Raw genomic sequence first — 26349 nt, 5'->3', positions numbered from 1 at the left:
CGGCTGAGGGGCTGGACGACTGACGGCTGACGGCTTCAGTTCGGCGTGAACGCCGCCCTGGCGCTCTCCAGCGTCTTCCGCGTCCCGGCCCAGTCCTCCGTCGTACCTCGGACGACCATCGCGTAGAGGCGGCCGTCGTCCGTCTGGAAGACCCGGTCGACGGCTCGCACCCGCTCGCCCAGGTCCTTGCTGTCGTACTCGTAGACGAGCTCGCTCGCGTTCGTCTCGTCGGCGACGGTCTCCCGGCTGATCTGTGTGAAGCCCGGCTGCCCGGACAGGCTGTCGACGGCCACGTCGAGCGCGTCGTCGGGTGTGTAGCCCGCTTCGACCACCTCGAAGATCTGCAGGAGGCCGCGCTCGTCGGGCGCGGTGTAGAAGACGACGGCTCCGTCCTTCTGCTCGCTGCGGGTCCAGTCCTCCGGGACGACGGTGGAGAAGCCCGAGGCGTCCTCGACCGCCCGGTATCCGGCGGGCACTCCGGGTGACTCGGACGCGGCCGTGAACGGGTCCTCGGAGGACGGAGCCGGATCGGACGGGGTGTCCGGGGGCGGTGCGGACCGGTCGTCGCGGGAGACGCCGGTGGTGCTCGCCGGGGCGTGGTCCGCCTTGCCGTCGCCGTCGTCCCCCGCCATGTCGACCGCCAGCCAGCTCGCGACGGCGGTGACCGCGACCGCCGCACCGACCGCGGCGGCGATGACCCTCCCCCGTCGGCCGCGCGGGGCCCCGGGGGGTGAGGGGGGCGGCTGCGGCCAGTCGAGCGGGGCGTTGCGCGGTGGGGAGGGCGGCTGCGGCCAGTCGGGCGGGGCCGCGCCGTCCGGATGCGCTCCGGCCTGCCCCTCCCCCGGCGTCCCCACACCGGGGCCGGTCGGCACCCCTGCGGCCGTCGGTGGCCGGACGGGTTTCGCGGGCGGCGGTGGCGAGGCGGGGTGACCGCCTGCGCCCACCCGTTCCCACGACTGGGTGTCCTTGTTCCACCGGACCCCGCCGGTGCCCCCGCCGCCCATCGCTCAGCCCCCGATGAGTCCGGCCACGGCCGTACCGAGGGCCGTGGCGGACGTGATCGCGCCGAGGAGGCCGCCCGCCTCTTCGAGGGCGGTGCGGAGCCGGCTCAGCACGCCGGGCTGGGCGCGGCCGGTGCTGGTCACCTGTTGCTCGGTCTCCTCCAGGCTCGCGGAGAGCTCCTGGGTCTCGGGGGTGACGGGATACCTCCGCAGGTCCTCGCTGAGGTCTCGGACGGCCTGGAGCAGGGCCTGGTGCGAGGCGTCGGCCGGTGCCGTCGTCGAGGTGTAAGCGGCACTGGCGCCCGCACCGACCGCGATGCCGTTGCCGGTGACGGACCCGCCGACGTACGTGCCGGAGCCCTGGCCGTCGCCCGCTGGCGTCTGATTCATGTCACCCTCCGTTGTCTGCTTCTTCGCCGGTCCCGCTGTACTTCTTCGCCGGTCCCGCTCTGCTGCTTCGCCGGTCCCGCTCTACTTCCACGCCGGTCCCGCTCTACTTCTTCGCGGGGCCCCCGGCGCCGGCGGCGGACGGCTTGCCCGGCGCCGAGGTGGCCTTGCTGTCGCTGCCGATGGCGATCCCGTTGCCCTGGACGGAGCCCCCGACGAATGTCCCGCTGTTGTTGAACACGTTGGTGACCTTCTGCTCGAACTCGGCGATGTCGTACCCCGCGTTCCACAGCGCCTGGCGCACCCCGCCCGCGATCCGGTCCTGTATCGACTTCAGATAGCGGGCGATGTCCATCTCCTGGAAGAGGGTCGCCCGGTCGTCCGCACCCAGTTCCCGCACCGAGACACCGGGCCCGTCCGGCAGCGTGTCCGCGTGTACGCCGGTGAGCTGCCGCCACTGCTGGGCGAGGGCGCGGACCAGGACGCGCAGGGCGTCGCCGGTCGCGGCCGGGATGCGCAGCAGGGCGAAGACGTAGCGGCCTGGGCCGCCGCGGTGCAGATGCTCGTGGGCCTTCCTGTCGGCGGTGCCGAACAGCGGGTTGACCGGCGGCAGCACATGCGGCGCGACCTCCAGCATCAGCATCCCGCCCTGCGTGTGGACGCGGACGAACACGGTGACGACGATCTCCTCGTCCCAGCCGCCGACGCGCACCCGCAGGAAGTGCCGTCGCTGCTCGCCGCCCTCCTCCACGGCGTCGGCCCGGTGCATCGCGTACGTGTCCGGCGTGTAGGGAAAGGCCATCCGGCCCGGCAGCCCCTCCGCGGGCAGGAACACGCACTCGTCCACGACGAGTTCGCGCAGCCGGTCGAGCACGCTGTCGGCCGCCTGCGGGGAGCTGCGCGCCGAAGGCTCCCGCAACTGTTCGAGCAGCGGTTTGATCTTCGCCAGGACCGTGGCGTTGTCGAGCGGCTCCGCGGGCGCGGGCACCGTTCCGGGCTTGGTGAGGGCGTGCAGCGGCGAGTCGTCGTCGACCGTCGCTCGGGGGCGGAGTTCGATCGAGAGGGACCACGGCTCGAACGGCAGTCCGGCGCCACGGAACGGATCGGACTTCGCGTAGAGCACCAGCGGCGCGTGCTGCTCCTGACGGATGCGCCGGCTCAGTTCCAGCAGCCGGTGACCGGGCGCGGCCTCGGCGGGGTCGGCGGTGATGTCCGGGAAACGCTTCTTGGACAGTTCACCCGCGATCGAGCGCGCGAACTGACCGCGCTGCCCCACGCTGAGCAGCGCGAGCAGCAGGGGCAGTGCGAGCAGGCACGCGGCGGTGAAGCGGTTGGCCTCCGCGGCGCCCGCGTCCAGCAGGCCGAAGGGGCCTTCGAGGACGCCGCTGTCCGACGAGTCGAACAAGCTGTCACCGGAAGCGCCGTAGTAGTCGGACGAGTAACCGTCGGACTCCTCGGGACCGGCGATGAGCACCCGGAACTGCAGGACGTACACCGCCAACAGGGTGAGGCGGCCGTACCAGCGCAGTACGAACGCGAGGGCGCGCCGGAACAGGGCGAACTGCCGGAACTGTGCGTCGATGCTGAGGCTGCCGCCCAGCCGGCGGCCCACCGCGATCAGCAGGATGGGCCAGATCACCATCGCGATCTGCCATTTGGTGAGTGCCGCCGCGACCACCCACAGGCCGATCATGCCGGCCGCCCACGCCACTTCCTGGCGGCGGGCGCGCAGGGCGTGGGCGAGGACGCGAGCCGCGTCGAAGCCGTAGGAGGGCGCGGCGAACCGCTCGCGGTGCACATACAGTTCGTCGATCACCGCGTCCCGATAGCCGACGTGCAGGTACGTCCCCGCGCACAGCAGCCGACAGGCCTCACTTCGCGACGGATCGACCGGACGGCGTGTTCCAGGTCTCGGTGCTTCCGCCCGTTGAGGCGGGAGCTCGGGCTGGGTCATGGATCGTCCCCCGAGGTGCAGCAGTTCGATCAACCACCCCTGAATAAAGGGAAGTTGAGCTTGTCAGGATCGATCACCATAGCATCTGTGTGACCTGAGTCACCTCAGTATGGTCGCCGCCTCACCCCTCCGCTCACCTTTCCCGCGCAACACCCGCACGCTTCCCCCGCCACCGCCCACCCTCCGCCCACCCTCCGCCCGATCGAACGCTCCGACTTGGCGAACTCTCCTTCCTGCCTGCGGAGTTCGGCCACAATGTTGCGGTGTCCACCTTTCTGGAATCAGAGTTCGACGACGGTACGCCCGTGAGATTCCTGCTCACTCCCGCGCCGTCCCCCGAAGCGCCCTCGCCCTCGCGGGACGACGACCTTCCCGAGGGCATGGGAAGGGCGGTTCCCGTCGCCACCGGAGGCCGGGCCGCCGTCGCCGACCTCGCGACCGCCACCCTGCGCGGGGCGCTCAAGCCGCTCGGGCCGTTGCTGCAGGAAGTGCACGACGCCGCCTCCGCCGTACCGGATCCGCCGAGCGAGCTGAGCGTGACGTTCGGCATCCAGGTCGGCCAGGACCTCAAGCTCGGCATCGTCGGCGGCAGCGGGCAGGCGCACCTCACCGTCACCGCCAGCTGGAAGCCCGCGCCCGGCACGGAGTGACCGTGGGGTGGTTCAGGCCGATCGAGGCGTCGCCGGGCGACGAGACGGGACCCCGCCTGGCGTCCGTGCGCCGGACGAGCGACGACAAGACGGCGGGCGCGGGCCTCCTGCTCGGCGTCGACACAGTGCTCACCTGCGCGCATGTCGTCAACGACGCCTTGGGCAGAGCGCTGTTCGAGCCCCGGCCGCCCGGGCCCGGCGAGCTGTTCGTCGAGGTGAAGGGCGTTCGCAAGACAGACCGGTACGCCGCGCGCGTGGCGCACTGGATCGCGCCACGCACCCACGAGGGCGGACCCGTGCGCAACGACGACCGGGAATGGCTCGGCGATCTGGCGGTCCTGCGGATCGACGCGCCACCCGCGGGTCTGCCCGCACCCGATCGCCGTGCCGCCATGGTTCCCGGGCAGAAAGTGCGGGCCTGGCACGGCAGCGGGCACCGCGCGACCCTCGCCGATCTGCGGGTCGTCGCCCTCGACGGCCCCGTCGGCTATCTCGACGGAAAAGCCACGGGCATGGCGGTGGGCCCCGGCTACAGCGGCGGTCCGCTGTGGTGCGAGGAGGACGGGGCCGTCGTAGGACTCGTCGCCGCGCACTTCATGCCGCCGTGCGATCCCGGCGGGGAACCGCTTCCGCACAGCCCGCAGCACCTGGTCCGGCGTAGTTGGGCGATTCCCTGGCAGCGGATCGAGGCCGAACTGCGGCCCCTCGACGTCCTTGCCGACGAGGACGAAACCCCGGCCGACCGGGACGACCCGGCCTTCGGCATGCTCGTCGCGGCGATCTCGGACGCTCTGCCGTCGGCGTACTCGCTCGGCGACGCGGCCCGCCAGCTGGCCCTCGCGTGCGGCGCCGGACAGGGCAGCCCGGTGAGCCCGCCGCCCATCGAGGAATTCGCGGCCTTTCTGCTGCGTGATCGCCGTGCCGTCGCGGCCTTCACCGAGATCCTGCGCCCCCGGAACGCGATGGCGGCCGACCGCGTGCTGGTCGCCGGGCGGCTGTCGGAGGTCCCGCTGCTGCTCTCGCCGCGCGAACACCGTCGGCTGCACCAGTTGCTGCGCAACGTCGGCCGGTCCGTACTGGAGCGCTTCCCCGAGGCGGTGCGCGAGGCCACCAAGCGGGTCGCCGCCGTGTCCGACGGCGCCACCCTGGATGTCCTGCTGGACAGGCTGGAGAAGCTGTCCGGGGACGGCCACTCGGACGACGGCGAGGTACGGGTGCCGGCGTTGTTACGGGTCGTCGAGTACGTCGCCGCGCTGTGCCCGGCGCCCCGGCAGGCGGAGTTGCGTCTGTGGTCGGACAGCGTGGCGGTGCGGCTCGGCATCCCGGGCGCGGCCCTCAGGGAGCGGCGCTCGGACGCCCAGGACTGGGTCCGGATGCGGCGCGGTACGCCCCGGCGCCAGCGGGTCCTGGTCCAGCTGGGGCGGGCCGAGCGCGGGCGCCACCGGCTGCGGATCTGGTGCGACGAGGGCACCGGACCCCGGCAGGTGTCGGTGGACAGCGACGCCTCGTACACCGGCTCCCAGGCGGCGCGTGAGCTCCTGCGTGTCCTGGAGTCCCTCAGCCCCTCGGACCGGGACGGCGGACGGCCGCTGGTGGAGGTGCTCGTGGACCGGGCCGACCTGAACCTGCCGGTCGACGAATGGGCGGCCCAGGTGCCCGGGGAAGTCGTGCCGGGAGTGCTCGGCGTGGAGTTCCCGCTGGTCGTGCACTGTCCGGAACTCCTGCGCCAGCACGAGCGTTTCCTTCCCGACTGGCATGAACGGTGGCGGCACCTCGACTCCGGAGAGACCCTCTTCGTCACCGACCCTTCGCAGGATCCGCATCAGATCTACTACGAGGGCCGGCTCGACACGGTCCGTGTCTCCATCGACGTGCCACCGGGGCCACGGGACGCGATCGTTCAGATCTGTCTCGCCGTGGGCATACCGGTGGTGGTGTGGGACCGCGGTCGAGGCACCCCCTCGCACGTCACCAAGCACATGGCGGATGTCGCCACCCGTGAACTGCCCGACGGGGTGCGGGTCTACCGGGCCAACGCCCGGGGCTCCCGAGCCCCCGAGTTCCCCGGCCGCCCGGTCCTCGCCTGGGCGGACGCCGACCGCACCGTGCCGCGACTGCACCTGAGCGAACCACAGGAGAGCGCATGACCTCCGCGTCCGAGGCCGACTGGCGCCTCTTCCGCGGCGACGGCGTCCCGCGCGCCGTCATCCTGCCCTCGGCACCGCCGTGGCGCCGCTTCACCCCCACGCAGGCCGTCCGCCCCGAACTGCCGTATCTGATCGAGCCGGAACACGCGGACGTGGTCAACGCCGCCCTGCATCTGCGCCGCCCGCTGCTGGTCACGGGCCCGGCGGGCACCGGCAAGTCGTCGCTCGCCCGGGCGGTCGCGCACGAGCTGCGACTCGGCGAGTTGCTGCGCTGGTCCATCAACAGCCGGTCGACCGTACGGGAGGCGCTCTACCAGTACGACGCGATCGGCCGCCTGCGCGAGACCACGCTCAGCCGCGACCGGGGCGAACGCGAGCCGTCGATCGGGACGTTCATCCGGCTCGGCCCTCTGGGCACGGCCCTGGTGCCGTCGGTCACCCCGCGGGCGCTGCTCATCGACGAGATGGACAAGGGGGACGTCGACCTGCCCAACGACCTGCTGACCGTCTTCGAGGAGGGCTACTTCGACATCCCCGAACTGACCCGGCTCCCCGAGGACATGGCCGACATCGAAGTGCAGACGGCCGACCACCGGGGCGCGGTGACGGTCCACCAGGGGCGGATGCAGTGCGCCGAGTTCCCGGTGGTCGTCATCACCAGCAACGGCGAGCGCGAGTTCCCGCCGGCGTTCCTGCGCCGCTGTGTACGCCTCGCCCTGCCGGTCCCCGACGAGGCCCGGCTGCGCGCCATCGTCACGGCACACCTCGGCGAGGAGGCACTGCGCGACGCGGACGAACTCATCGCCGCCTTCCTGCGCCGTCGCGCCCCCGGCGAGCTGGCGACCGATCAGCTCCTCAACGCGGTGTTCCTGCGCACCGGCGGCGTCGATCTCGACGCGGAGGGGCTGCTGGACGCCGTACTGCACCAGCTGACCGGGGCGCTGTGACGGCATGAGCACGGGCGGGGGTGGGGGTGGGGCGCGGCTCGTCGAGGTGCTGCGGGTGCTGGCGGCCTGTGGGCAGGAGCTGGACGCGGACCAGGTGCTCGACGTGCTGTGGCTGGCCCGGCGGGTGCCGGACGGGGACGACACACCACTGAGCCGCGCCGCCCGGCCCGTGCAGCCGACGCCCCAGCCGCCGCCCCCTGCCGAGCCGGACGGGACCACGCCGCCCCGGCCCACGCCGGACCCCGATCCCGCCGACCCGGAACTGCCCGATCTCACAGCCCCGTCCCTCTACGCGGCCGCCCGGCAGTCCCCACCGGTCATTCCGGGGATACGGCTGCGGCAGGACCCCGAACCGGGCAAGGCGCTCCCCGTGCGGGTCCCGGAGAACAAGGCCCTGACCGGCGAGCTCGCACTGGGTCGCGCACTGCGGCCGTTGCGGCGCCGTCAGGCCAGCCCGCACCGGCTGGAGATAGACGAGGAGCGCACGGCCGCCGAGCTGGCCGAAACCCTGCTGCCCGACGTGGTGCTACGGCCGGTGCAGGAGCGCTGGCTGCATCTCGTACTGCTCGTGGACGACGGCCTGTCGATGCTGCTGTGGCACCGGCTCGGTGCCGAACTGCGCACCCTGCTCGAACGTCTGGGCGCCTTCGCCACCACCCGGATCCTCGGTCTCGACGCCGGCGGCGTCTCCGAGCCGCGCCTGCACGCCCGCCCGTTCCGGCCGGACAGTGCCCCGGTTCCGCTGAGCACGGTGGGCGATCCGTCGGGACGCACCCTCGTCCTCGTCGTCAGCGACGGCATGGGCGCCGCCTGGCGCAGCGGTGCCCTGCACGACCTGCTGTCCCTGTGGGCCTCCCGCGGCCCCGCCGCCCTGCTGCACACGCTGCCGCACAGCCTGTGGGAGGGATCCGGCATCCACGGGGAGCGGTGGCAGGTCACGACCCGACGGATCGGGGGTGCCAACACCTCCTGGGAGATCACCGATCCCGTGCTGCCGCCCGACCTCGCCCGCTTCGACGGCGTGCCGGTGCCGGTCCTGGAGCCGACGGCCGCCTCGCTGCGGGACTGGGCCCACCTCGTCGCCTCGCCCGGGACCACGGTGGAGCTGCCCCTGCTGGCTCGGCCGCGCCGGCACCGCACCGGCGCCGCGCCGCCGGCCGCGGGCGACGTACAGCACTTCCGGGACGCGGCCACGCCCGAGGCGTACCGGCTCGCCGCCCATCTGGCGGCTGTGTCACCGGTCACGGTGCCGGTGATGCGGCTCGTCCAGTCGGCGGTCCCGTGGCAGGCCCGGACCTCCCACCTCGCCGAGGTCTTCCTCGGCGGCCTCATGCAGCCGCATCCCGCGCCGGTGGCGGGGCCGCTTCCCGCCAAACACCAGGTGTTCGACTTCTCCGACACGTCACGCTCGATGCTCCTCGACGCCGTCCCGCAGTCCGAACTCCTGCGGACCAGCCGCAGCATCGGGCGGCACCTGGAGCAACTCGCCGGCAGCTCCCCCGACTTCCCGGCCTGGCTCGCCCATCCCGACGGCTCCGCCCAGCTTCCCGGCTCGCACCGGCCGTTCACGAGCGTGGAGCGCAGGCTGCTGACCCGGTTCGGGGTGACGTTCGACCAAGGCGTGCACGGGCTGGAGCGGGAGCCGGGGCAGAACACCACCACGGAGGACGGCTGGCAGCCGCTGACCGACGACGATCCCCGGGAACTGGGCGGCTATCGGCTTCGCCGCAGACGACGGCTGCGGCGGACGGTGGAGTACGACGCCATCGACGAGCACAGAGTCCCGGCCCTGGTCCGCACCGCACGCCCCGACCTCCCCTTCGACACGTCCGAGCTGATCAGGCTGGAGTACGAGGCGCTGAACCTGTTGGACGGGCAGTACGCGCCCGTCCTGCGCGGCTACGGGTACGACGCCCGAAGCGCCCGGGACTGGGTGGCGACGGCCCCGGTCCTGGACGATTCCGGACCCGTGCCGCTGCCGCCACCACGGCTCTCGGAGATCTTCAACCAGGCCCATGCGACGGGCACCGCCCCCTTCGACAAACTCACCGCGCTCCTCGTCGGCTGGCATCTGGCGAGCGCCCTGGCGCTGTGCCATCTCCACGAGATCGTTCCGGTGGACCTCAGCGCCGAGAACATCTTCGTGCAGCGCCGCACCGTGCTGCTCGGCGACCTGTCCGACTGCGCCGTGTCGGGCCGCTACGCGGGTACGGGCCCCACCCCGACCCCCAAGGACAACGTGCGCGCGCTGGGCGATCTGCTCCAGCTGATCAGCAGCAAGGCGGGCCGGGAACTGCACCGGCAGGTGCCAGGCGGTTCCGAGGGCATGCACATGTGGCAGGGCGACACCTGGGCGCCGCTGCGGCAGGTCGTGCGGCGCTGCTTCGACCCCGATCCGGCCGAGCGTCCCAGCGCCGGAGAGGTCGCCGACGTCCTGGCCAACTACATCGCTCAGTCACGCGCCGAGCGTGTCCCCGCACCGCAGCCCGAGGCGGTCGTACGGCCGACGGTGCAGGCGCCGCTCACCCTGCCGAGGGCCGGCGGCGCACGCCCGGCCGACCCGCCGATCCGGCCGCCCCGGCTCCCCGCCGCCCGCCGTGAACGGGCGGCCCGGTTGGCGCGGCTTCGGACGCCGCTGCGCCACGCCCGACGGCTCACCCTGGTCGGGACCTACCACTACAGCGGTCGGGCCACCACGACGATGGTGCTCGGCTCACTGCTCGCCGCCGTCCGCGGTGAGCCGGTGCTGGCCCTCGACGGAGCGGCCGCCGACGGCGCCCTCGGTGCCTTCCTCACCCAGCGGAACCCGGCCACCGTGCGTGATCTGGCCGACCTGCCGGCCGACGCGTCGTACGAGGAGATCCGCGCCCGCACGACCCGGCTGTCCTCGGGGCTGGAGGTCGCCGCTCATCCACCGGGCCACGTCCCGCCGAACCTGGCCCACACCCAGGCGTACACCCAGGCGCTCACGCGCACCGCGCCCTACTACTCGTTCGTCCTCACCGACTGGGCTCCGCTGCGGCTCGACCGTTCGGCCGACACCGTCCTGGAGCTGACCGACCGGCTGATCCTGTGCTGTGGCGGCGCCGGCTGGTTCCTCGACGCCGCGTGGCGGGTGCTCGACCGGCTGCGCAGCGGCGGGCGCCGACGGCTGGCGGACCGGGCGATCGTCGTGGTGACCCAGGTGGAGGGGGTCTCCAGCCGGCCCGTACCGGACGACCTGCCCGCGCGCTTCGGCATCGGTGCGGACCAGGTGGTCGCCGTCCCCTTCGACAAGGCCCTGCACTCTCCGGGCTTCCGGGAGCTGGACCAATTGCGGACGCCGACGCTCAACGCGTTCCTGGACCTGGCCGAGTTGGTCGTACGGGAGTAGACGCGCCGATCCCCGGGCGGTCACGGCCGCCCGGGGATCGGGGTGGGAGTCGACTCGGAACCGTCAGATCGGAACCGTCAGATCGGACCGTCAGATCAGGCCGAGGGAGCGGACCGCCTCGCGCTCCTCCTCGAGCTCCTTGACGGAGGCGTCGATACGAGCGCGGGAGAACTCGTTGATCTCCAGGCCCTGGACGATCTCGTACTTGCCGTCCTTGGTGGTGACGGGGAAGGAGGAGATGAGCCCCTCCGGAACGCCGTACGAACCGTCGGACGGGATGCCCATGGAGACCCAGTCGCCGTCGGCGGTGCCGTTGACCCAGCTGTACACGTGGTCGATGGCGGCGTTGGCGGCGGAGGCCGCGGAGGAGGCGCCGCGGGCCTCGATGATCGCCGCGCCGCGCTTGGCGACGGTCGGGATGAAGTCCTCGGCGAGCCACTTCTCGTCGCTCACGACCTCGGCGGCGTTCTTGCCGGCGACGGTGGCGTGGAAGATGTCCGGGTACTGGGTGGCGGAGTGGTTGCCCCAGATCGTCAGGCGCTTGATGTCGGCGACCGTCGAGCCCGTCTTCTTCGCGAGCTGGGTCAGCGCGCGGTTGTGGTCCAGGCGGGTCATGGCGGTGAAGCGCTCGGCCGGTACGTCGGGCGCGGCGGCCTGCGCGATGAGCGCGTTGGTGTTGGCCGGGTTGCCGACGACGAGGACCTTGATGTCGTCCGCGGCGTGCGCGTTGATGGCCTGGCCCTGCGGCTTGAAGATGCCGCCGTTGGCCTCCAGGAGGTCACCGCGCTCCATGCCCTTGGTGCGGGGGCGGGCGCCGACGAGGAGGGCGACGTTCGCGCCGTCGAAGGCGACGTTCGGGTCGTCGCTGATGTCGATGCCCTGGAGGAGCGGGAACGCGCAGTCGTCGAGCTCCATGGCGGTGCCCTCGGCGGCCTTGAGCGCGGGCGTGATCTCCAGGAGGCGCAGCTTGACCGGCACGTCCGCGCCGAGCAGCTGGCCGGAGGCGATGCGGAAGAGCAGGGCGTAACCGATCTGGCCGGCCGCGCCGGTGACGGTGACGTTCACGGGAGTGCGGGTCATGGCGTTCTCCGTATGACAGCTGGTAGAGATGATCGATCTCTTGGCGTCGAGAGATCCAGCGGTCAGGCTATCGCGCATCCGGGATCTCGCACGGCCGGGTCCGTGTGGCCCGCCCCACAGAAATGACCTTGACCGCACGAAAGGGCGGCCGCCCTGTCCGGGAGAGGGGGACGTGGGCGGCCGCCGGGTGGGGGTACCGGTTGCCGGACTCCCGTGGGGGTACGGTGCGCGTGCCCACAATCCCGACGACCATTCCTACCGTCGACGATTTTCTCGCCCCCGCCGCTGTCGGCCCTGCGGGCCTCGTCCTCAAAACGCCGGACGGGCTGAGAACCTCAAGGGGCGCGGGGAACTGCGCGACCAGCCCCCACCGGGCGGCGGCCGCGCGGGCGACCTCAGCCCCCTACTGCGTGCACCCTTCCTGCCCAGCGGCCAGCGTCACGCAGGCCTTTGCCTCGCCCGCGTCCTTCACGGCCACCATCGGCGTGTACGCGATCGTGTCGCCGACGGCGGTGATCGTGCCGGTCTCCTTCGCCTTGCCCACCGTCACCACCACCTCGTCGCCCTGCGTGGCCTGCGTGACACGCCCCCAGGCCGCGCCGCACGTCTCGCTGTAGCGGACCTCGACCACGGACGTGCCGACGGTCGCGGTCTTGGCGGTGGTCACGAGGTCACCGCTGCACCCCATGGCCTCGGCGTCCTTGCCGGTGCAGGAGTCACCGCTGCACTTGACGCCGGCCGGCAGATCGGGGTCGGTGGTCGCGGACGGCGAGGGCGACCGCACGGCGTCCTCGTTCTTCTTGCCGCCGCCGTCCGTGAGGAAGAAGACCGCGGCGATCGCGACCAGCACCCCGACGACCCCCGCGAGGAACATCGTCAGCCGCCGCTTGCCGTTCCCGCCGCCGGAGGAGCCGTGTCCCGGCACGGGCCCCCGCGGAGGCTCGCCGTACGGACCGGGCATGCCCGAGGAACCCGGCACGGCACCGGTCGCCCCGGTCGCGCCGGACGTGCCGGGCCTACCGGACGTGCCGGGCGTACCGGACGGACGGACGGCACCCGTCGGCGCCGGTCCCCGATACCCCGCCAGCCCCCACGAGTTGGCCCCGGAGGAGCCGCCGTCCCGTACCGGAACGTCCCGTACCGGAGGAGCGTCCCGTACCGCCGAGTCCCGCACCTCCGGCGCCGTCGGCTGAGCCGGCACCGGTGGCACGGTCGGGGCCACGCCCGCCGGCCCCGCCACACCGGGCGTCGCCGTCGCGCTCCCGCTCCTGCGCGCGGCCTTGGCCGCCTTCGTGCTGCTCTTGACGTTCGCCGGCGGCGCTCCGAACTCGCTCAGGGCCGCGCGGGCCTGGGAGATCCGGATCGCCTCCATGGTCATGTCGTGGCGCATCTCCGAACGGCTCCACGCCCGTTCGGCGAGCTCCCACATCGTCGTCAGATGAACGGGATTGGTGCCCGTGACCTCCGCGAGCGCCACGATCGCGCCCTTGGGCGCGAGCAGCCGCCCGTTCAGGTACCGCTCCCAGGACGTCTTGCTGTAACCCGTCCGGTCGGCCAGCGCCGCGATGCTCAGACCGCTGCGGTCCACGAGCCGCCGCAACTGGCTCGCGAACTCCCTGACCTGCGGATCGAGTTCATCCGGCAAGGCCCTCCAACGAGGCATTGCTTCCCCCTCTTCCCCCGGTTCGTGCTGGTGTTTCTCGCGTTCCCCCGCGCGTGACGCCCTCTGCCGAGTCCCCGTTCTGGCTACCCACAGGGATGCGCCCGACAAGGATCTCAGTTCCCGGGGTGGGGGCGCACGGGAGCATCCGGACCGTGGCCATGCACCGTCGCACGCCCACCGGATGGCGTCCAGTGTTCCACCGGCCTCCCTCTCCGGCCGACACAACCCTGGTAGTAAGCCCTTACAGACCAGCGGGACGCCCCGGACGTCCCGATCGACCACGCTAGCCCGCTTACCGAACGAATTCCTTGCAAATCCGCGAACTTGTCAACACATCGACACACGGAAAGCACATAGGAGAATACTCAGGTCACACGTGTTGTATCCGGGCGATTCGGACACATCACTCCCGGCGTGCTCAGCCCAGCACAACGGCCCCGACCACAGCCGCCAGCACCAGTGCCACGGCGAGCACCACGGCGACGGCCAGCAGCCTCCCCGTGGGCGGCCCGGACCTACGGGGCGGCGCGTCCCACCACGGCAGCGTGGGATCGTCCTCGTACTCCTCGCCGCCGCCCCCGGCCGCCGTCTCGGCCGACCCCTCCGGCTTCGTCGGCAACGGCCCCGTCACCGGCTTCGGCCAGGCCTGCACCGCCAGTTCCCACCGCACCCCGAAGCGCTCCGCCTCGTCCTTGCCGACGTCCGCGACCCGGCACAGCGCGACCACCGCCTGCCGGGGCGGGGGCTGGGTGGCGTTGAGGTAGCGCTGCCAGGAGGACTTGCTGTACGCGGTACGCGCGCCCAGCGCGACCAGACTCAGGCCCGTGCGGTCCTTGAGCTGCCGCAACTGCTCCACGAAATGCCGCACCTCCGACGGCAGATCGTCGGGCAGCGGCTGCCAGGCACCCATCGCTCACCTCCGAACCAGATCCGATCAGGTGACGACACGCAACGGCACATCGGTTCCCGGACCGGCCCCGACGTAGCGGAACGGTCACTTCCGTGCCACAGCGCACGGACAGCCGTTGAACAGCCTCGCCGCCGTGCCCGAGGGTGGACGCGCGACGGCGGCCCGTCCTTCCTCGGGGGAGAGGACGGGCCGCCGTCACGCGCCGGAACCGGGGCCCCGGCGTCAGCTGTCCACCGTGAAGTGCAGCGCGTCCTTCAGGAACGGGACCTTCAGCAACGGATCCGGCTGCGCCATCAGCGCCAGCAGCACGATCACCAGGCCCAGCACGCCGTACGTCACGATGTCGGTGAAGCGGGAGCGTACGGCGAGCATGCCGACGCTCGGCAGGAACCAGCGCAGCACCGCACCGGCCAGCAGCGCGCTGCCGATCACCAGCGTGCCGACCCGGAACACGTCGAGCGCGGTGATCAGCAGGCCCACGCCGACCATGCCGAGGACCAGCAGGACCGGCCACTGCCGGGCGGGCGCCGGGGCGTCACCCGACGCGGCGCGGCCGCCGCCCTCGGGGCGGGCCGTGTCCCTGGTGAACAGCGGGAAGCGGCGGGTGGTGCGCCGGGGCACGCCCGCCGCGTCCGGGGCGCTCACCGGGTCCCGGACCTCGATCTCCTCCGCCTTGTCGGAGCCCGTCTCAGCCGGCACTGCGCTCCGCCGCCTCGACCACGTTGACCAGCAGCTGCGCCCGCGTCATCGGGCCCACGCCACCGGGGTTCGGGGAGATGAAGCCGGCCACCTCGGCGACACCGGGGTGGACGTCGCCCACGATCTTGCCCTCGGCGTTGCGCGAGACACCGACGTCGAGGACGGCCGCGCCGGGCTTGACGTCCTCGGGGCGGATCAGGTGGGCGGAGCCCGCGGCGGCGACGATGATGTCGGCGCGACGCAGGTGGGCTGCCAGGTCCCGCGTGCCGGTGTGGCACTGGGTCACCGTCGCGTTCTCGCTGCGCCGGGTCAGCAGCAGCGGCATCGGACGGCCGATGGTGACACCGCGGCCGACGACCACGACCTCGGCGCCCTTGATCTCCACGCCGTACCGGCGCAGGAGGGTGAGGACGCCGTTGGGGGTGCAGGGCAGCGGGGCCGGCTCGTTCAGGACGAGGCGGCCGAGGTTCATCGGGTGCAGGCCGTCGGCGTCCTTGTCCGGGTCCATCAGCTCCAGGATCCGGTTCTCGTCGATGCCCTTGGGCAGCGGCAGCTGGACGATGTAACCGGTGCAGGCGGGGTCCTCGTTCAGCTCGCGGACGACCGCCTCGATCTCCTCCTGGGTCGCCGTGGCGGGCAGTTCGCGCTGGATGGAGGCGATGCCTACCTGGGCGCAGTCGCGGTGCTTGCCGGCGACGTACTTCTGGGAGCCGGGGTCTTCCCCGACCAGGATCGTGCCGAGGCCGGGCGTGACGCCCTTCTCCTTCAGCGCCGCCACGCGGGCGGTCAGATCGGACTTGATCGCGGCTGCGGTGGCCTTGCCATCGAGAATCTGGGCGGTCATGCCTCCCATCCTCGCGGATGACGCCCTCCCGGTTCCAATCCGGGTCTCCCCAGACCCGCGCCGCCGCATCTCCTCCCGTATCCGCCCATGATCAGTGATGTTGCACTTGCACAACACATAGGGAATGCGGCTGGACAAGTAAGAGGCGTCTAAAGAACGATGAGACGCTAGTGCCGCGGGGCAGTACCGGGGGGACGAACCGCATCCGTAGAACTTCCTCCGAACCGTGCCACGCGTCGTCCCCGCACTGGATTAAAAACGGAGGAAGGACCGCCCGATGAGCTTCGGCGACCCGAACAACCCCTACGGCCCGCCCCAGGGCCAGCAGCCCGGCTACCCGCCGCAGCAGCCCCCTGCCCAGCCGGGCTACGGCTACCCGCAGGGCGCGCCCCAGCAGCAGCCCGGCTACGGCTACCCGCAGGGTCAGCCGGCCCAGCCCGGCTACCCGGGATACCCGGGTTACCCCGGCGGGAACGGGATGCCGATGGAGATGCCCGGTCTGATGAAGACCGCGCGCGTCTTCCTCTTCATCCTCGCCGGCTTCCAGATCCTGTTCGGCGTCATCACCGGCGTCTTCGTCGGCGCCGCCCAGGACGTGTCCAACGGCGTCGGCTCGGGTGACTCCACCGACGCGCTGGCGGGTCTCGGCTTCCTGATCGCGGCGCTCATGGTGGGCCTGGGCGCCCTCTCCATCTTCCTGGGCGTCAAGTTCAAGAACGGTGGCAGCGGCATCCGCGTCACCACGATCGTCTACGCGTCGCTGATGATCCTCGGCGGCATTGGCAACATCGTGAGCGGCGGGAGCGGCTCCGCCACCTTCGGCGGGCTCATCTCCCTCGCCATCGCGGGCATCATCCTCGCCTCGATGGTCAACAGCGCGGCTTCGGCCTGGTTCAACCGCCCGCGGTACTGAACGCTTCACCGAACTCACCGAAAGTTCACGCACGTTCACGCGTGACTGAAGAGTTCGCGCCATTTAACAGCCGGGGCCGTGTCTCACTCGTACGAGGGGGACACGGCCCCGCCGCGTCCCCCTAATCTGGCGTGGGTAGCCGTCAGGCACGGGGAGACGCACCTTGTACAGCATCATCGTGGTACCTCCGCCGACCACGGAGGACGAGACCGATCGCGGCCAGCTGCGGCTGGCGCCCGGCGAGCGGCTCGGCTTCGGCCGTTCCGCCGGTGACAACGACCTGACCATCGCGCACGACGGGGTGTCCCGCAGAGCGGGTGAGATCACCGCGCAGGGCGCCTTCTGGATACTGAGCAACCTCAGCCGGGAACAGACGTACGTCGTGGAGAACCCGGAGGGGGCGGGCGAGCACATCAAGGTGGGGCCGGGGCGCCTGGACGCGCCGATCCCGTTCGAGTTCTCGCGGATCGTGCTGCCCGCGGCCGGCGATCTGCTGGCCATCGAGGTGTGGGCGCCGCGCCATGACTACCTGAGCTCCGACGGCGGCCTGGACGGCGCGACCACCGCGCCCGCCTTCTCCGTGGACCGCACCAAGCGCTACTTCGCGGTCCTCGCGGCGCTGTGCGAACCCCGGCTGCGCGGCGAACCGCACGCCGCGCTGCCCACGGTGGACCAGGTGGTGGACCGGCTGCGGCCGCACTGGCCGACCGCTTCCCGTACGTCCGTGCAGTGGAACATCGACTACCTCGCCGTGAAACTGCGCCTCAAGCCCGGCCCGGACACGGCGGACACGGGTCCGCGGCTCAACGGCAAGAAGGAGTCGCTGGTCTCGCTGGCGCTGCGGTTCGACCTGGTGCGGGAGGACGACCTCGTCGTGCTGAGCAAGTCACCGCGCGAGCCCTCGTCCGCCTCGGCTCCGGGTCGGCAGGACCGGTGACCGAGCCGTACGCCGTGCCGGTGCCGAGGGGGTACCGGGTGGGCGCGTGGGAGGTGCGGGAGCCGATCGCCACGGGGGCGTTCGGAAGTGTGTACGAGGGCAGGCGCGTCGCGTCCGACGGGGATCCGCCGGGCCTGCCGAAGGCGGCGGCCCTGAAGTTCCTGCCCACCGGCACCGGAACCCCGCGCCAGCTCACCCACCTGCGCGAGATCGTCGAGCGCGAGGTCGAGTTGTACCGCCGGCTGAAGCAGCCGCGGCTGATCCGGATGTACGACACCCTCACCGTCGACGACCCGGCGAGCCCCGCCCTCGACGGCGCCACCGTCCTCGTACTGGAGCGGGCGGAGGGCTCCCTGTCGGCGCTGCTCGCGGCGGAGCCCCGCCCGGACGCCGGGCCCGTGCTGCTCGCGCAGATCTGCGAGGGGCTGGCGCAGCTGCATCACGCGGGCTGGGTGCACGGGGATCTGAAGCCGGCCAACGTGCTGCTGATGGCGGACGGTTCGGCCCGGCTGGCCGACTTCAACATGGCGGCGGAGTTGGAGGGCACGCACGCGTACACGCCCGCCTTCTCGACGCCCGACTACACCCCGCCCGAGCTGCTGTGGTCGGAGATCGGTGAACGGGGCCGCCGGATCCGTCCGTCGGCGGACGTGTGGGCGTTCGGCGTGCTGGCCCATCTGGTTCTCACCGACACTTTCCCGCTGCCCGGCGCCACCCCGACGGCCCGCCGCGACGCGGCCGCCGCCTACGCCCGTGGCACCGACGAGCTGCGGCTGTCGCCCGAACTGCCGGACGTCTGGCGGGAGATCGTGCGGGACTGTCTGGCCCGGACGCATGCCGGCCGGATCCCCACGAACGATCTGCTGCGGCGGGTCGAGGAGGCGGCGGGCACGGGCCGATCGCCCCGGCTGCCCCGCAGGCTGCTGCCGCGCCGCCGCCTGCGCCGGACGCGGGTCCTGGCCACGGCGGTCGCCGTCGTCGCCGCCTCGGTGCTCGGCTACGGCGTCAGCGACTGGGCGGGCGTCGGCGGCTCGGGCGGCTCGGACGGGGAGAGCGAGAAGGTGACGCCCGCGAACTACGGTGCCGGCGAGCTCCGTACGGACAAGGGCATCCCGGCCGCGTATCGCCGGCTGATCGTCGACTCCGCTCACGACTGTGTGCAGCCGGAGGTCACGCCCGCGCTAATCGCCGCGCTGCTGAAGGCCGAGAGCGACTTCGATCCGGATCTCTCCGATCCCGACAAGGACGAGTACGGCATCGCCCGCTGGACGCCGGCCGTGCTGCGCTGGTGGATCCGGGACGACGGTGTGCCCGCGAAGGAGACGCCCCGACCGCCCATCACGCCCTCCGAGTCGATTCCGGCCGTGGGCCGCTACCTCTGTTTCATCGAGCCCCGGCTGCGCGACAACCTGGCGGGCGACCGCCGGGTGCTGCTCGCCACCGCGTACCGGACGTCGTACAAGAAGGTGAACGAGGCGGGCGGTGTCCCCCCGAACACCGGCTCCTACGCCACTCGTGTCGCCCGTTTCCTCAAGGAGTACACGCCGCAGGACCGCGACTACACCGCCCGGGTCGCTCACTACATAGAGGAGTACACCCCGCCGCGGAAGGCGTGACCCTGTGAGTTCACAGGTACCGCGCGCGGGCGAGCGAGGTCATCGTGGTCCTGTGGCCGCCTGGTGACGGCCCGGTTCGCGGCTTCCGGCTCCCTCGGGGGAGGGCCGGAGGCCGCGACGCGCCATGCCGGCCCAAAGCTTCGCTGCCGCAATCAGGTCTCCCTTACCCTTTCCCCTGTTGAACGTTGAACTGGGGATCTTGAGGGGGACGGGTCCATGTACAGCGTCATCGTGGTGCCACCGGACTGCGTCAGTGTGGACGGCCAGGTGCGGATCGCGGCCGGTGAGCGGCTCGCGTTCGGCAGGGCCGCGCCGGACGGCGGACTGACCATCGCGCACGAAGGGGTGCCCCGGGTCGCCGGGGAGATCACGGCCCACCGGTCCTTCTGGCTGCTGAGCAACCTGAGCGAGCATCAGACCTATGTGGTGGAGAACCCCGAGGGCGCCGGAGAGCACCTCAAGATCGCGCCGGGGCGACTCGACGCGCCCGTGCCGTTCGAGTTCGCGCGAGTGGTCCTGCCCGCCGCGGGTGACCTGCTCACCTTCGACGTCTGGGCCCCGCGCCACGCCTTCCGCAGCGCCGACCGCCAAGGTCTCCCCGGTCCCGTCACGGCCCCCGCGTTCGCTCTGGACCGCACCAGCAGGTACTTCGCGGTGCTGGCCGCCCTGTGCGAGCCCCGGCTGCGCGGCGAGCCGCACGCGCCGCTGCCCGCGGTAGAAGAGCTGGTGGAGCGGTTGCGGGGCGTCTGGCCGGCCGTCAGCCGGTCCGCCGTGTACTGGAACATCGACTACCTCGCCCTCAAGCTCCGGCTGCGCCCGGGCCCCGACACCGCCGAGCCCGGCCGGCGCGTCAACGGCAAGAAGGAGTCCCTGGTCTCCCTCGCGCTCCGCTTCGACCTGGTCGGCGAGGACGACCTGACGGTGCTGACGGCCCCCGTCGCCGAGTCGCTGCGATGACCGGCCGGTCCTACGCCGTATCCGTCCCGAAGGGCTACCGGGTCGGCCCGTGGGAGGTACGCGAGCCGCTCGCCTCCGGCGCCTTCGCCACCGTGTACGCGGCCCGGCTCGCCAAGGCGGAACGGGACGCGGAGCTGCCCGCCCGGGCGGCCCTGAAGTTCCTGCCCACCGGCACCCGCACCCCCCGCCAGCTACGGCACCTGCGGGAACTGGCCGAGCGCGAGGTGGAGTTGCTGGGCCGGCTGCGCGCACCGCGCCTGATCCGCATGTACGACACCCTGACCGTGGACGACCCGGACCACCCGGAGCTCGACGGCGCCAGCGTGCTCGTACTGGAACTGGCCGAGGGCTCCCTGGACGCCGTGCTGGACCACGACCCGACACCGGAGTCGGCCCCGGCGCTGCTGGCCCAGATCTGTGAGGGCCTGCACCAGCTGCACCACGCGGGCTGGGTGCACGGTGACCTGAAGCCGGCCAACGTGCTGCTGCTGAAGGGCGGTTCGGTACGGCTGGCCGACTTCAACATGGCCGCGGAACTGGAGGGCACGCACGCGTACGCTCCCGCCTTCGCCACCCCCGACTACACCCCGCCCGAGCTGCTCTGGCCGGAGATCGACGAACGCGGCACCCGCATCCGCCCGACCGCGGACATCTGGGCCTTCGGCGTCCTCGCCCATGTCGCCCTCACCGGCTCCTTCCCGCTGCCGGGCGGCAGCACGGAGGCCCGCACGGACGCGGCGACACGGTACGCGCGCGGCACCGAGGAGCTGCGGCTGTCGCCCGAACTCCCGGAGCCATGGCGGGAGATCGTCCGGGACTGTCTGGCCCCCACACACGCGGCGCGCGTCGCCCGGGTCCCCGACACCGAGGCCCTTCTGCGCCGCGTGGAGGAGGCCGCGGGCGCCTCGCCCTCCGCCCGCCTGCCGAGGCTACGGCCCCGTCGGTGGCGCCGCCCGGTGCTGGTCGCGTCCCTCGCGGTCACGGCGGTGCTGGGCGCGACGGCGGTGACGTACGCCCTGCGCGACGACCCGCCGGTCGCCTCGGCGGCGCCGCCCAGCTGCGAGAAGCCGGCGGTGTACGAGGACCAGAAGCACGGCGTCGGCTACACCGCCGGCTGGAACAGCACCTGGGACTTCGCCGTGAAGCAGGGCGAGGGCGGCAGCCAGGTCCGCGAGGCGCAGTGTCTGCTCCGCTACCTGCACGGCATCACCGAGGTCGGCGAGGCGGACGGGATCTTCGGTCCGCTGACGCACGACGCGGTGGTGACGTTCCAGAAGCGGAAGGGGCTGGACGCGGACGGCGTGGTGGACGCGCGGACGTGGAGCGCGCTGCGGAAGAGCGGCGAGGTGTGACACCTGCGGTGATCTCCGGCGCGGTCGCAGAGAAGATACGCGTACCGGCAACTGGCGCACGTGCGTTCGACGTCCTCAAGTCGACGTACTCAAATCGACGTACTCAAGTCGACGTACTCAACTCCAAGGAAGGCCACACGTGAGACTCACCCGTACCGCCCTGACCCTCGCGGCAACCGCCGCCCTGGCCCCGGCGCTTCTGCTGGCGGGCCCGGCGTTCGCCGCGGAGTCCGTGCCGTCGTCCGCCGTCACCGTGACGACGGCCTCCGACACCGCCGGTTCCGGAGTCGACGACATGTCCGACGACGACGTCCGAGTCGCGATCATGCGCATCATCGGTGACCCGAACACCGGCAGGGCCGTCTACGCCGCCGCGCAGAAGGCCATGGACGGCACCATCGAGGACCAGCGGTACTTCCTGGAGACGGGCCGCTGGGTCGCCCAGGCCGAGGACGACCGGGTCGCGATAGCCCGGATCCTCGCCTCCGCCGACCCGAAGACCGACAGGGCGGTCATCAGGGAGGCCAACGAGGCCCTCGACACCAACACCCCAGAAGCCCTGCGCGCCTTCCTGGAGACCGGTTACCGCCTGGCCGTCGCCGAGGACGACCGCGTCCGTGTCGCCCGTATCCTCGCCGACCCGACGATCAGCGACGCGCTGCGGGCCGCCGCGGAGGACGCGATCGACGGGACGCCGGAGGAGTTGCGGTACTTCATCGAGGTGGGCCAGTACGAGGTGGACGGCTAGGGCCTGTCGCCGGGATCGGGGGAGGGGCCGGCCGGCCGGCGAGGCTGATCCGGCCCTCCCCCGCAGGGCCGCCCTGAAGTTCCTGCCGACCGCATGCACGAGACGCTGACGGTCGACGACCCGGAGCTGGACGGCGCCACCGTCATCGTCCTGGCGCGTGCCGAGACCTCCCTGGACGCCGTACTGGCCCACGACCCGACACCCCGGTCCGGCCGCGGAACTGGAGGGCACGCACGCCTACGCCCCCGCCTTCGCCACCCCCGACTACACCCCACCCGAACTGCTCTGGCCGGAGATCGACGAACGCGGCACCCGCATCCGCCCGACCGCAGACATCTGGGCCTTCGGCGTCCTCGCCCATGTCGTCCTGACGGGCGAGTTCCCACTGCCGGGCGGGACGACCGAGGGGCGTATCGACGCGGCGACGCGTTACGCACGCGGCACGGACGAACTGCGTCTCTCCCCCGAACTCCCGGACGGCTGACGGGAGATCATCACGGACCGCCTGGCCCGCACGCACGCCGAGCGCACCACCGCGGCGGCGCTGCTGCCCCGCGTGACGAAGGCCGCGGACGTCGCCACGCCCGCCCGTGCGTCTGGCAGGGGGACGACCGGGACTGGCAGTCGGGCTGCGGATCAGCAGACCCACTTGTTGGAGGCGATGCCGTTCTTGAACTTGCCGCCCTGGAACGTGCTCAGGTCGGGAACGGACTTGCCGCGAGCGAGCAGGAAGCTGGCGCCCTGGAAGTCCTTCTTCACGTAGAGCCGGACGTCACAGGAGGTGCCCCTGTTGAACACCGACTTGGCCTTCTTGAACTTGTCGTACTGCAGGAGGTCCTTGTTGTCGCCCTTCACCTGGCCCGGCGTCCCCGCGTAGTGGGTGCCGACGTAGGCGCACAGGGAGCCAGGGTCACAGTCCGACAGAGCGGCCTGCGCCGGTGACGCCGTCGCCGCGACCCCCAGACCACCCAGCAGCATCGCCCCCGCCGCGATGACCGCCTTGGCTCGCGTTCCCCCGAACTTACGCATATCGCTTCCCCTTTCAGGGCCCCGTTGTTGCTTGACCAGGTCCACTGTGTCCGCCGGTCACCTCGCCTGGCGAGACCGTTGCGGTCGACTGCAAAAGGCCAGGTCAGCGAGGTGCGGCGGCCCGCAGCACCGAGGCGCCCGCCGGGGTCAGCGTGTGCAGCACGCTCGCGCCGTTGCGGCTGGTGGTGATCAGGCCCGCGTCCCGCAGCACGGTGGCGTGGCGGCTGGCGGAGGACGCGGAGACGCCGATGACCCGGGCGATCTCACCCGTGGTGGCGCCGCCCGCCGCGGTCGACAGGACACCGGCCCGCGCGGGTCCGAGCAGGGCGGTGAGGGATTTGCCGGGCGCGCAGCCCTGGGCGGCGAGGGCCGTGGTGGACGGTGCCGTGCGGGCCGGTTCCTTCAGGACCGGGTAGCACAGGACCGGTCGCAGGCCCGGGTCGGCCAGGCTCACCGGCGTACCCCACGAGAAGTAGGACGGTACGAGCCGCAGTCCGCGGCCGTTGAGGTGGAGGTCCCGGTCCGCCACGGGGTACGTGACGTGCAGGACGGGGTTCTCCCAGCGCATCGTGGGGCCGAGTCCGGCCAGCATTCCCTCCACGCCGCCCGTCATGAGAGCGCGGGAGCAGGTCGCGCGCTCGGCCTCGATCCGGGCCCGCATCCGCTCGCCGTGCGGCGCGATGGCCGCCGAGTGATAGGCGCGCAGCAGCCCCACGAGTTCCTGTCGGCCCTGCGCGCAGGGGAGTTGCGCGGTCCAGGGGGAGAGCCGGGAGGGCCGGGGTGCTCGGGGAGATCGAGGTGATTCGGCGGTACGGGCGAGTCGGCGGATCTCCGCCGTGATCCGGCCGGGGTGCTCGTCGAGGATCGCCGAGAGTCCGCCTTCCAGGCCGTCCGCCGCCTGTTCCGGCGTCAGGAAGTCCGGGAAGTAGCCGCCTGTCGGGTACAGCGGCACGAGGAGTGCTCGGACGGCTCGTTCCAGGCCCCGCTCGCGCAGGGTGTGGCGGGCCTCGTGGTGCCACTGGGCGAAGGCCCAGCGGCCGCGACGGGTCTGCAGGCGGTGCAGGCTCGCGGCGATCTCCCAGAGCGGATCCGGGTCGACGGCCAGCGTCGTCCGGGCCAGGTCGACCTCGGTGAAGTGGATACGCAGCATCATCTCCCCCTTATGAGCTGGGGTTTTGCGGTCAGCCGCAACGGTAAGGGGGGATGCCCGGCAGCCGACCCTCAAAGGTTCCAGGTATCAGTTCCACCCGGCGTCCTCTCGCCCGGGCACGGTAGCCTCGCGTCAACTGACGTGACGCGAGGGCACGTTGAGACACCACAGCATTTCGGGGGATCCATGAACGACCAGCGGCTCCTGGAGGACGCGGGCGCCACCCCGCTGCGCCCCGCCGACCCCGGCCGCATCGGGCCCTACCTGTCCCTCGGCCTCCTCGGCAGCGGCGGCATGGGCCGGGTGTATCTGGCCCGCCCCGTCGACAACTCCCCCGGCCTCGCCGCCGTCAAGGTGATCCGCCCCGAGTACGCCGAGGATCCCCGCTTCCGCCGGCGCTTCGAGCGGGAGGCGTCCCTGCACGCCCGGGTGCGTTCGGCGCAGGCGCCGCAGCTGCTCGGTACCGGGTTCGACGACTCGCTGCTGTGGATGGCGACGCAGTACCTGCCCGGTCTGAACCTGGCCGACGCCGTCCGCGAGTGCGGCACGCTCGAATGCCTTGGGGTGTGGCGGCTGGTCGGCGATCTCGGACAGGCCCTGTCGGCGCTGGCCGTCGCCGGTGTCGTGCACCGGGACCTCAAGCCGTCCAACGTGATCCTGTCCCCCCAGGGCGCGCATGTCATCGACTTCGGCATCGCACAGGCCACCGACAGCAGCGCGATCACCTCCACCGGCAGCCGGGTCGGTACGCCCGCCTTCATGGCGCCCGAATATCTGCGCGAGGGCCGCTGCGACACCGCCTCCGACGTCTTCTCCCTCGCCGGAAGCCTGATCTACGCCGCCACCGGGCACGCCCCCTTCGGCGACGGGACCGGCGTCGACGTGATGCACCGGGTCGCGTTCGAGGAGCCCAAGGCCGACGTCATGGCCGGACTCGCGGCACGCGACGCCGACCTGGCCGCGCTGCTGTCGGCCTGCCTCTCCAAGGACCCCGCGGGCCGTCCCACCCCGGGGCAGTTGACGCAGGCCGCGGCTGCCGCCGGTCACGGTCGCGTCCCTTCCTGGCACGAGCCGCTGGCCGGCCGGCTGCTGGCCCGACGGCAGGCCTGTGACGTACTCGAACAGGTCCCCGTCCAGCAGCTGGTGCAGAACCAGCAGGGCGCGTACGAGACCGTCCAGTTGCGTACGCGTACGGCGCATTCGGCCTTACCGACCCCTGGCCCCACGCAGGCGCCCACCCTCGGAGACGGCGGCGGACGGAAGCGGCGGAGGGCCTACCTCGCCGTCACGGCCGGCCTCGCCGTGTGCGCTCTCGCCGCGGGCGCCTTCCTCCTCACCCGACCGTCCCCCGCCGACACGGCCCCGGCCGCGGCGACGGCCGCCCAGAGCAGCGCCCCCGCCGAGGCGACGGCCTCCCCCTCCCCCACGGCCTCGCCCTCCGCCGACAAGGACAAGGGGAAGGGGAAGGGGAAGGAGAAGGGGAAGGGCGACGACAAGGGGACCGGGAAGGACACCGGCTCGGCGGCCGAGGAGTCCGCGGACCCGGACGCATCCACCGGCGGCACGGGCGGCGGGACGCGGGCCACTCCCACCGACGAGACCTCCGCCCCCTCCGGCGGCGACGGCAGTGGTGGCGGCAACGCCCCGACCCCCACCCCGACCAAGACCGCCACCACCCCCGCCACCCCGCCCTGGCTCTCCGACTGCACCCACTACTCCGGCACCGAACTCACCGCCCGCGGCGACAAAGGCCGGCGTGTCCTCCAGGTCCAGTGCATGCTCACCAAGCGCGGCTACAGCGTCGGCGGTTCGGGCGTGGACGGCGAGTTCGGCGCGGACACGGAGTCGGCGGTCAGGCTGTTCCAGAGCGACAAGGGGCTGGCCGTCGACGGCGAGGTCGGGCCCAACACCTGGGCGGGGTTGCGCCGTTCGACGTGACGGGGCCGACCGCCCCGGCGTTGCCGCGAGCACGGTGTTTGCGGCAGCACGCAA

21 protein-coding genes and 1 pseudogene are annotated in these 26349 nt (G+C 72.3%); 12 read left to right on the top strand and 10 right to left on the bottom strand.

The features are described 5' to 3' along the window. Positions 1-35 precede the first annotated feature (35 nt). The 3 genes from AQJ67_RS26875 to AQJ67_RS26865 form a co-directional block, all read right to left on the bottom strand. Positions 36-872, bottom strand: a complete 837-nt coding sequence (locus AQJ67_RS26875) for a hypothetical protein (RefSeq protein WP_062721865.1) — start codon at positions 870-872, stop codon at positions 36-38. A gap of 135 nt (positions 873-1007) precedes the next feature. Continuing rightward, a complete protein-coding gene (locus AQJ67_RS26870; protein ID WP_062721864.1) occupies positions 1008-1391 on the bottom strand; it encodes a hypothetical protein in 384 nt (127 codons plus the stop codon). A 103-nt stretch (positions 1392-1494) separates the two neighbouring features. Next, a complete protein-coding gene (locus tag AQJ67_RS26865; RefSeq protein ID WP_107122984.1) occupies positions 1495-3204 on the bottom strand; it encodes a hypothetical protein in 1710 nt (569 codons plus the stop codon). 401 nt (positions 3205-3605) lie between these two features. Between AQJ67_RS26865 and AQJ67_RS49580 the strand changes: the two genes are divergently transcribed. The 4 genes from AQJ67_RS49580 to AQJ67_RS26845 are packed head-to-tail and all read left to right on the top strand — an operon-like array spanning position 3606 to position 10459. Next, positions 3606-3992, top strand: coding sequence for a CU044_2847 family protein (locus AQJ67_RS49580; RefSeq protein WP_062721862.1), 387 nt, complete (start codon positions 3606-3608; stop codon positions 3990-3992). Between the two features lie 2 nt (positions 3993-3994). Next, entirely contained in the window at positions 3995-6139 is a 2145-nt protein-coding gene (locus AQJ67_RS26855) for a VMAP-C domain-containing protein (protein WP_063807378.1), read from the top strand. After that, positions 6136-7086, top strand: a complete 951-nt coding sequence (locus AQJ67_RS26850) for an AAA family ATPase (RefSeq protein ID WP_062721861.1) — start codon at positions 6136-6138, stop codon at positions 7084-7086. The genes AQJ67_RS26855 and AQJ67_RS26850 overlap by 4 nt, the downstream gene beginning before the upstream one ends. A gap of 4 nt (positions 7087-7090) precedes the next feature. Then, positions 7091-10459: an SAV_2336 N-terminal domain-related protein gene (locus AQJ67_RS26845; RefSeq protein ID WP_062721860.1), complete on the top strand. Its 3369-nt coding sequence runs from the start codon at positions 7091-7093 to the stop codon at positions 10457-10459. Positions 10460-10549: 90 nt separating this feature from the next. Here AQJ67_RS26845 and AQJ67_RS26840 read toward each other — a convergent pair whose 3' ends face one another. The 5 genes from AQJ67_RS26840 to AQJ67_RS26820 form a co-directional block, all read right to left on the bottom strand. After that, complete coding sequence (locus AQJ67_RS26840; protein ID WP_062721859.1) at positions 10550-11539, bottom strand: malate dehydrogenase; 990 nt, start codon at positions 11537-11539, stop codon at positions 10550-10552. A 403-nt stretch (positions 11540-11942) separates the two neighbouring features. Beyond that, on the bottom strand, positions 11943-13202 hold the full coding sequence (locus AQJ67_RS26835; RefSeq protein ID WP_079056191.1) for a helix-turn-helix domain-containing protein: 1260 nt from the start codon (positions 13200-13202) through the stop codon (positions 11943-11945). 418 nt (positions 13203-13620) lie between these two features. Further along, entirely contained in the window at positions 13621-14112 is a 492-nt protein-coding gene (locus AQJ67_RS26830) for a helix-turn-helix domain-containing protein (protein ID WP_062721857.1), read from the bottom strand. Between the two features lie 222 nt (positions 14113-14334). Beyond that, on the bottom strand, positions 14335-14811 hold the full coding sequence (locus AQJ67_RS26825) for a DUF3017 domain-containing protein (RefSeq protein WP_062721856.1): 477 nt from the start codon (positions 14809-14811) through the stop codon (positions 14335-14337). Continuing rightward, positions 14801-15655, bottom strand: coding sequence for a bifunctional methylenetetrahydrofolate dehydrogenase/methenyltetrahydrofolate cyclohydrolase (locus AQJ67_RS26820; protein ID WP_062721855.1), 855 nt, complete (start codon positions 15653-15655; stop codon positions 14801-14803). The genes AQJ67_RS26825 and AQJ67_RS26820 overlap by 11 nt, the downstream gene beginning before the upstream one ends. Positions 15656-15932: 277 nt before the next feature. On the opposite strand from AQJ67_RS26820, the gene AQJ67_RS26815 reads away from it, so the two are divergent. From AQJ67_RS26815 to AQJ67_RS45625, 7 genes and pseudogenes are all read left to right on the top strand, one after another. Continuing rightward, positions 15933-16568, top strand: a complete 636-nt coding sequence (locus AQJ67_RS26815) for a hypothetical protein (RefSeq protein ID WP_062721854.1) — start codon at positions 15933-15935, stop codon at positions 16566-16568. 163 nt (positions 16569-16731) lie between these two features. Then, on the top strand, positions 16732-17505 hold the full coding sequence (locus AQJ67_RS26810; RefSeq protein WP_062721853.1) for an FHA domain-containing protein: 774 nt from the start codon (positions 16732-16734) through the stop codon (positions 17503-17505). After that, positions 17502-19121, top strand: coding sequence for a serine/threonine protein kinase (locus tag AQJ67_RS26805; RefSeq protein ID WP_079056190.1), 1620 nt, complete (start codon positions 17502-17504; stop codon positions 19119-19121). The genes AQJ67_RS26810 and AQJ67_RS26805 overlap by 4 nt, the downstream gene beginning before the upstream one ends. A 216-nt stretch (positions 19122-19337) precedes the next feature. After that, positions 19338-20078, top strand: a complete 741-nt coding sequence (locus AQJ67_RS26800; RefSeq protein WP_062721852.1) for a hypothetical protein — start codon at positions 19338-19340, stop codon at positions 20076-20078. After that, on the top strand, positions 20075-21430 hold the full coding sequence (locus AQJ67_RS26795; protein ID WP_062721851.1) for a serine/threonine-protein kinase: 1356 nt from the start codon (positions 20075-20077) through the stop codon (positions 21428-21430). The genes AQJ67_RS26800 and AQJ67_RS26795 overlap by 4 nt, the downstream gene beginning before the upstream one ends. Before the next feature lie 139 nt (positions 21431-21569). Continuing rightward, on the top strand, positions 21570-22178 hold the full coding sequence (locus AQJ67_RS26790; RefSeq protein WP_062721850.1) for an ALF repeat-containing protein: 609 nt from the start codon (positions 21570-21572) through the stop codon (positions 22176-22178). A 90-nt stretch (positions 22179-22268) separates the two neighbouring features. Continuing rightward, positions 22269-22770 (top strand): annotated as a pseudogene (locus AQJ67_RS45625) (protein kinase domain-containing protein); the annotation flags it as partial. Between the two features lie 44 nt (positions 22771-22814). On the opposite strand, the gene AQJ67_RS26780 reads toward AQJ67_RS45625, so the two are convergent. Continuing rightward, a complete protein-coding gene (locus AQJ67_RS26780) occupies positions 22815-23207 on the bottom strand; it encodes a peptidase inhibitor family I36 protein (protein WP_062721848.1) in 393 nt (130 codons plus the stop codon). Positions 23208-23310: 103 nt separating this feature from the next. Further along, positions 23311-24357 (bottom strand): ArsR/SmtB family transcription factor, encoded by a 1047-nt coding sequence (locus tag AQJ67_RS26775; RefSeq protein ID WP_062721847.1) that lies wholly within the window; start codon positions 24355-24357, stop codon positions 23311-23313. 186 nt (positions 24358-24543) lie between these two features. On the opposite strand from AQJ67_RS26775, the gene AQJ67_RS26770 reads away from it, so the two are divergent. Beyond that, entirely contained in the window at positions 24544-26295 is a 1752-nt protein-coding gene (locus AQJ67_RS26770; protein WP_062721846.1) for a serine/threonine-protein kinase, read from the top strand. Positions 26296-26349: the final 54 nt, after the last annotated feature.

This window comes from Streptomyces caeruleatus (assembly GCF_001514235.1).
In the GTDB taxonomy this organism is placed as follows: Bacteria; Actinomycetota; Actinomycetes; order Streptomycetales; family Streptomycetaceae; genus Streptomyces; species Streptomyces caeruleatus.
The sequence above is the reverse complement of the archived record's forward strand: the minus strand, read 5'-3'. Positions and strand labels throughout refer to the sequence as shown.

Bases quoted from the DNA above. Each gene is read 5' to 3' on its own strand.
- AQJ67_RS26870 (WP_062721864.1), bottom strand. From the start codon at position 1,391: ATGAATCAGACGCCAGCGGGCGACGGCCAGGGCTCCGGCACGTACGTC.
- AQJ67_RS26850 (WP_062721861.1), top strand. From the start codon at position 6,136: ATGACCTCCGCGTCCGAGGCCGACTGGCGCCTCTTCCGCGGCGACGGC.
- AQJ67_RS26845 (WP_062721860.1), top strand. From the start codon at position 7,091: ATGAGCACGGGCGGGGGTGGGGGTGGGGCGCGGCTCGTCGAGGTGCTG.
- AQJ67_RS26840 (WP_062721859.1), bottom strand. From the start codon at position 11,539: ATGACCCGCACTCCCGTGAACGTCACCGTCACCGGCGCGGCCGGCCAG.
- AQJ67_RS26835 (WP_079056191.1), bottom strand. From the start codon at position 13,202: ATGCCTCGTTGGAGGGCCTTGCCGGATGAACTCGATCCGCAGGTCAGG.
- AQJ67_RS26830 (WP_062721857.1), bottom strand. From the start codon at position 14,112: ATGGGTGCCTGGCAGCCGCTGCCCGACGATCTGCCGTCGGAGGTGCGG.
- AQJ67_RS26820 (WP_062721855.1), bottom strand. From the start codon at position 15,655: ATGACCGCCCAGATTCTCGATGGCAAGGCCACCGCAGCCGCGATCAAG.
- AQJ67_RS26815 (WP_062721854.1), top strand. From the start codon at position 15,933: ATGAGCTTCGGCGACCCGAACAACCCCTACGGCCCGCCCCAGGGCCAG.
- AQJ67_RS26800 (WP_062721852.1), top strand. From the start codon at position 19,338: ATGTACAGCGTCATCGTGGTGCCACCGGACTGCGTCAGTGTGGACGGC.
- AQJ67_RS26795 (WP_062721851.1), top strand. From the start codon at position 20,075: ATGACCGGCCGGTCCTACGCCGTATCCGTCCCGAAGGGCTACCGGGTC.
- AQJ67_RS26780 (WP_062721848.1), bottom strand. From the start codon at position 23,207: ATGCGTAAGTTCGGGGGAACGCGAGCCAAGGCGGTCATCGCGGCGGGG.
- AQJ67_RS26775 (WP_062721847.1), bottom strand. From the start codon at position 24,357: ATGCTGCGTATCCACTTCACCGAGGTCGACCTGGCCCGGACGACGCTG.
- AQJ67_RS26770 (WP_062721846.1), top strand. From the start codon at position 24,544: ATGAACGACCAGCGGCTCCTGGAGGACGCGGGCGCCACCCCGCTGCGC.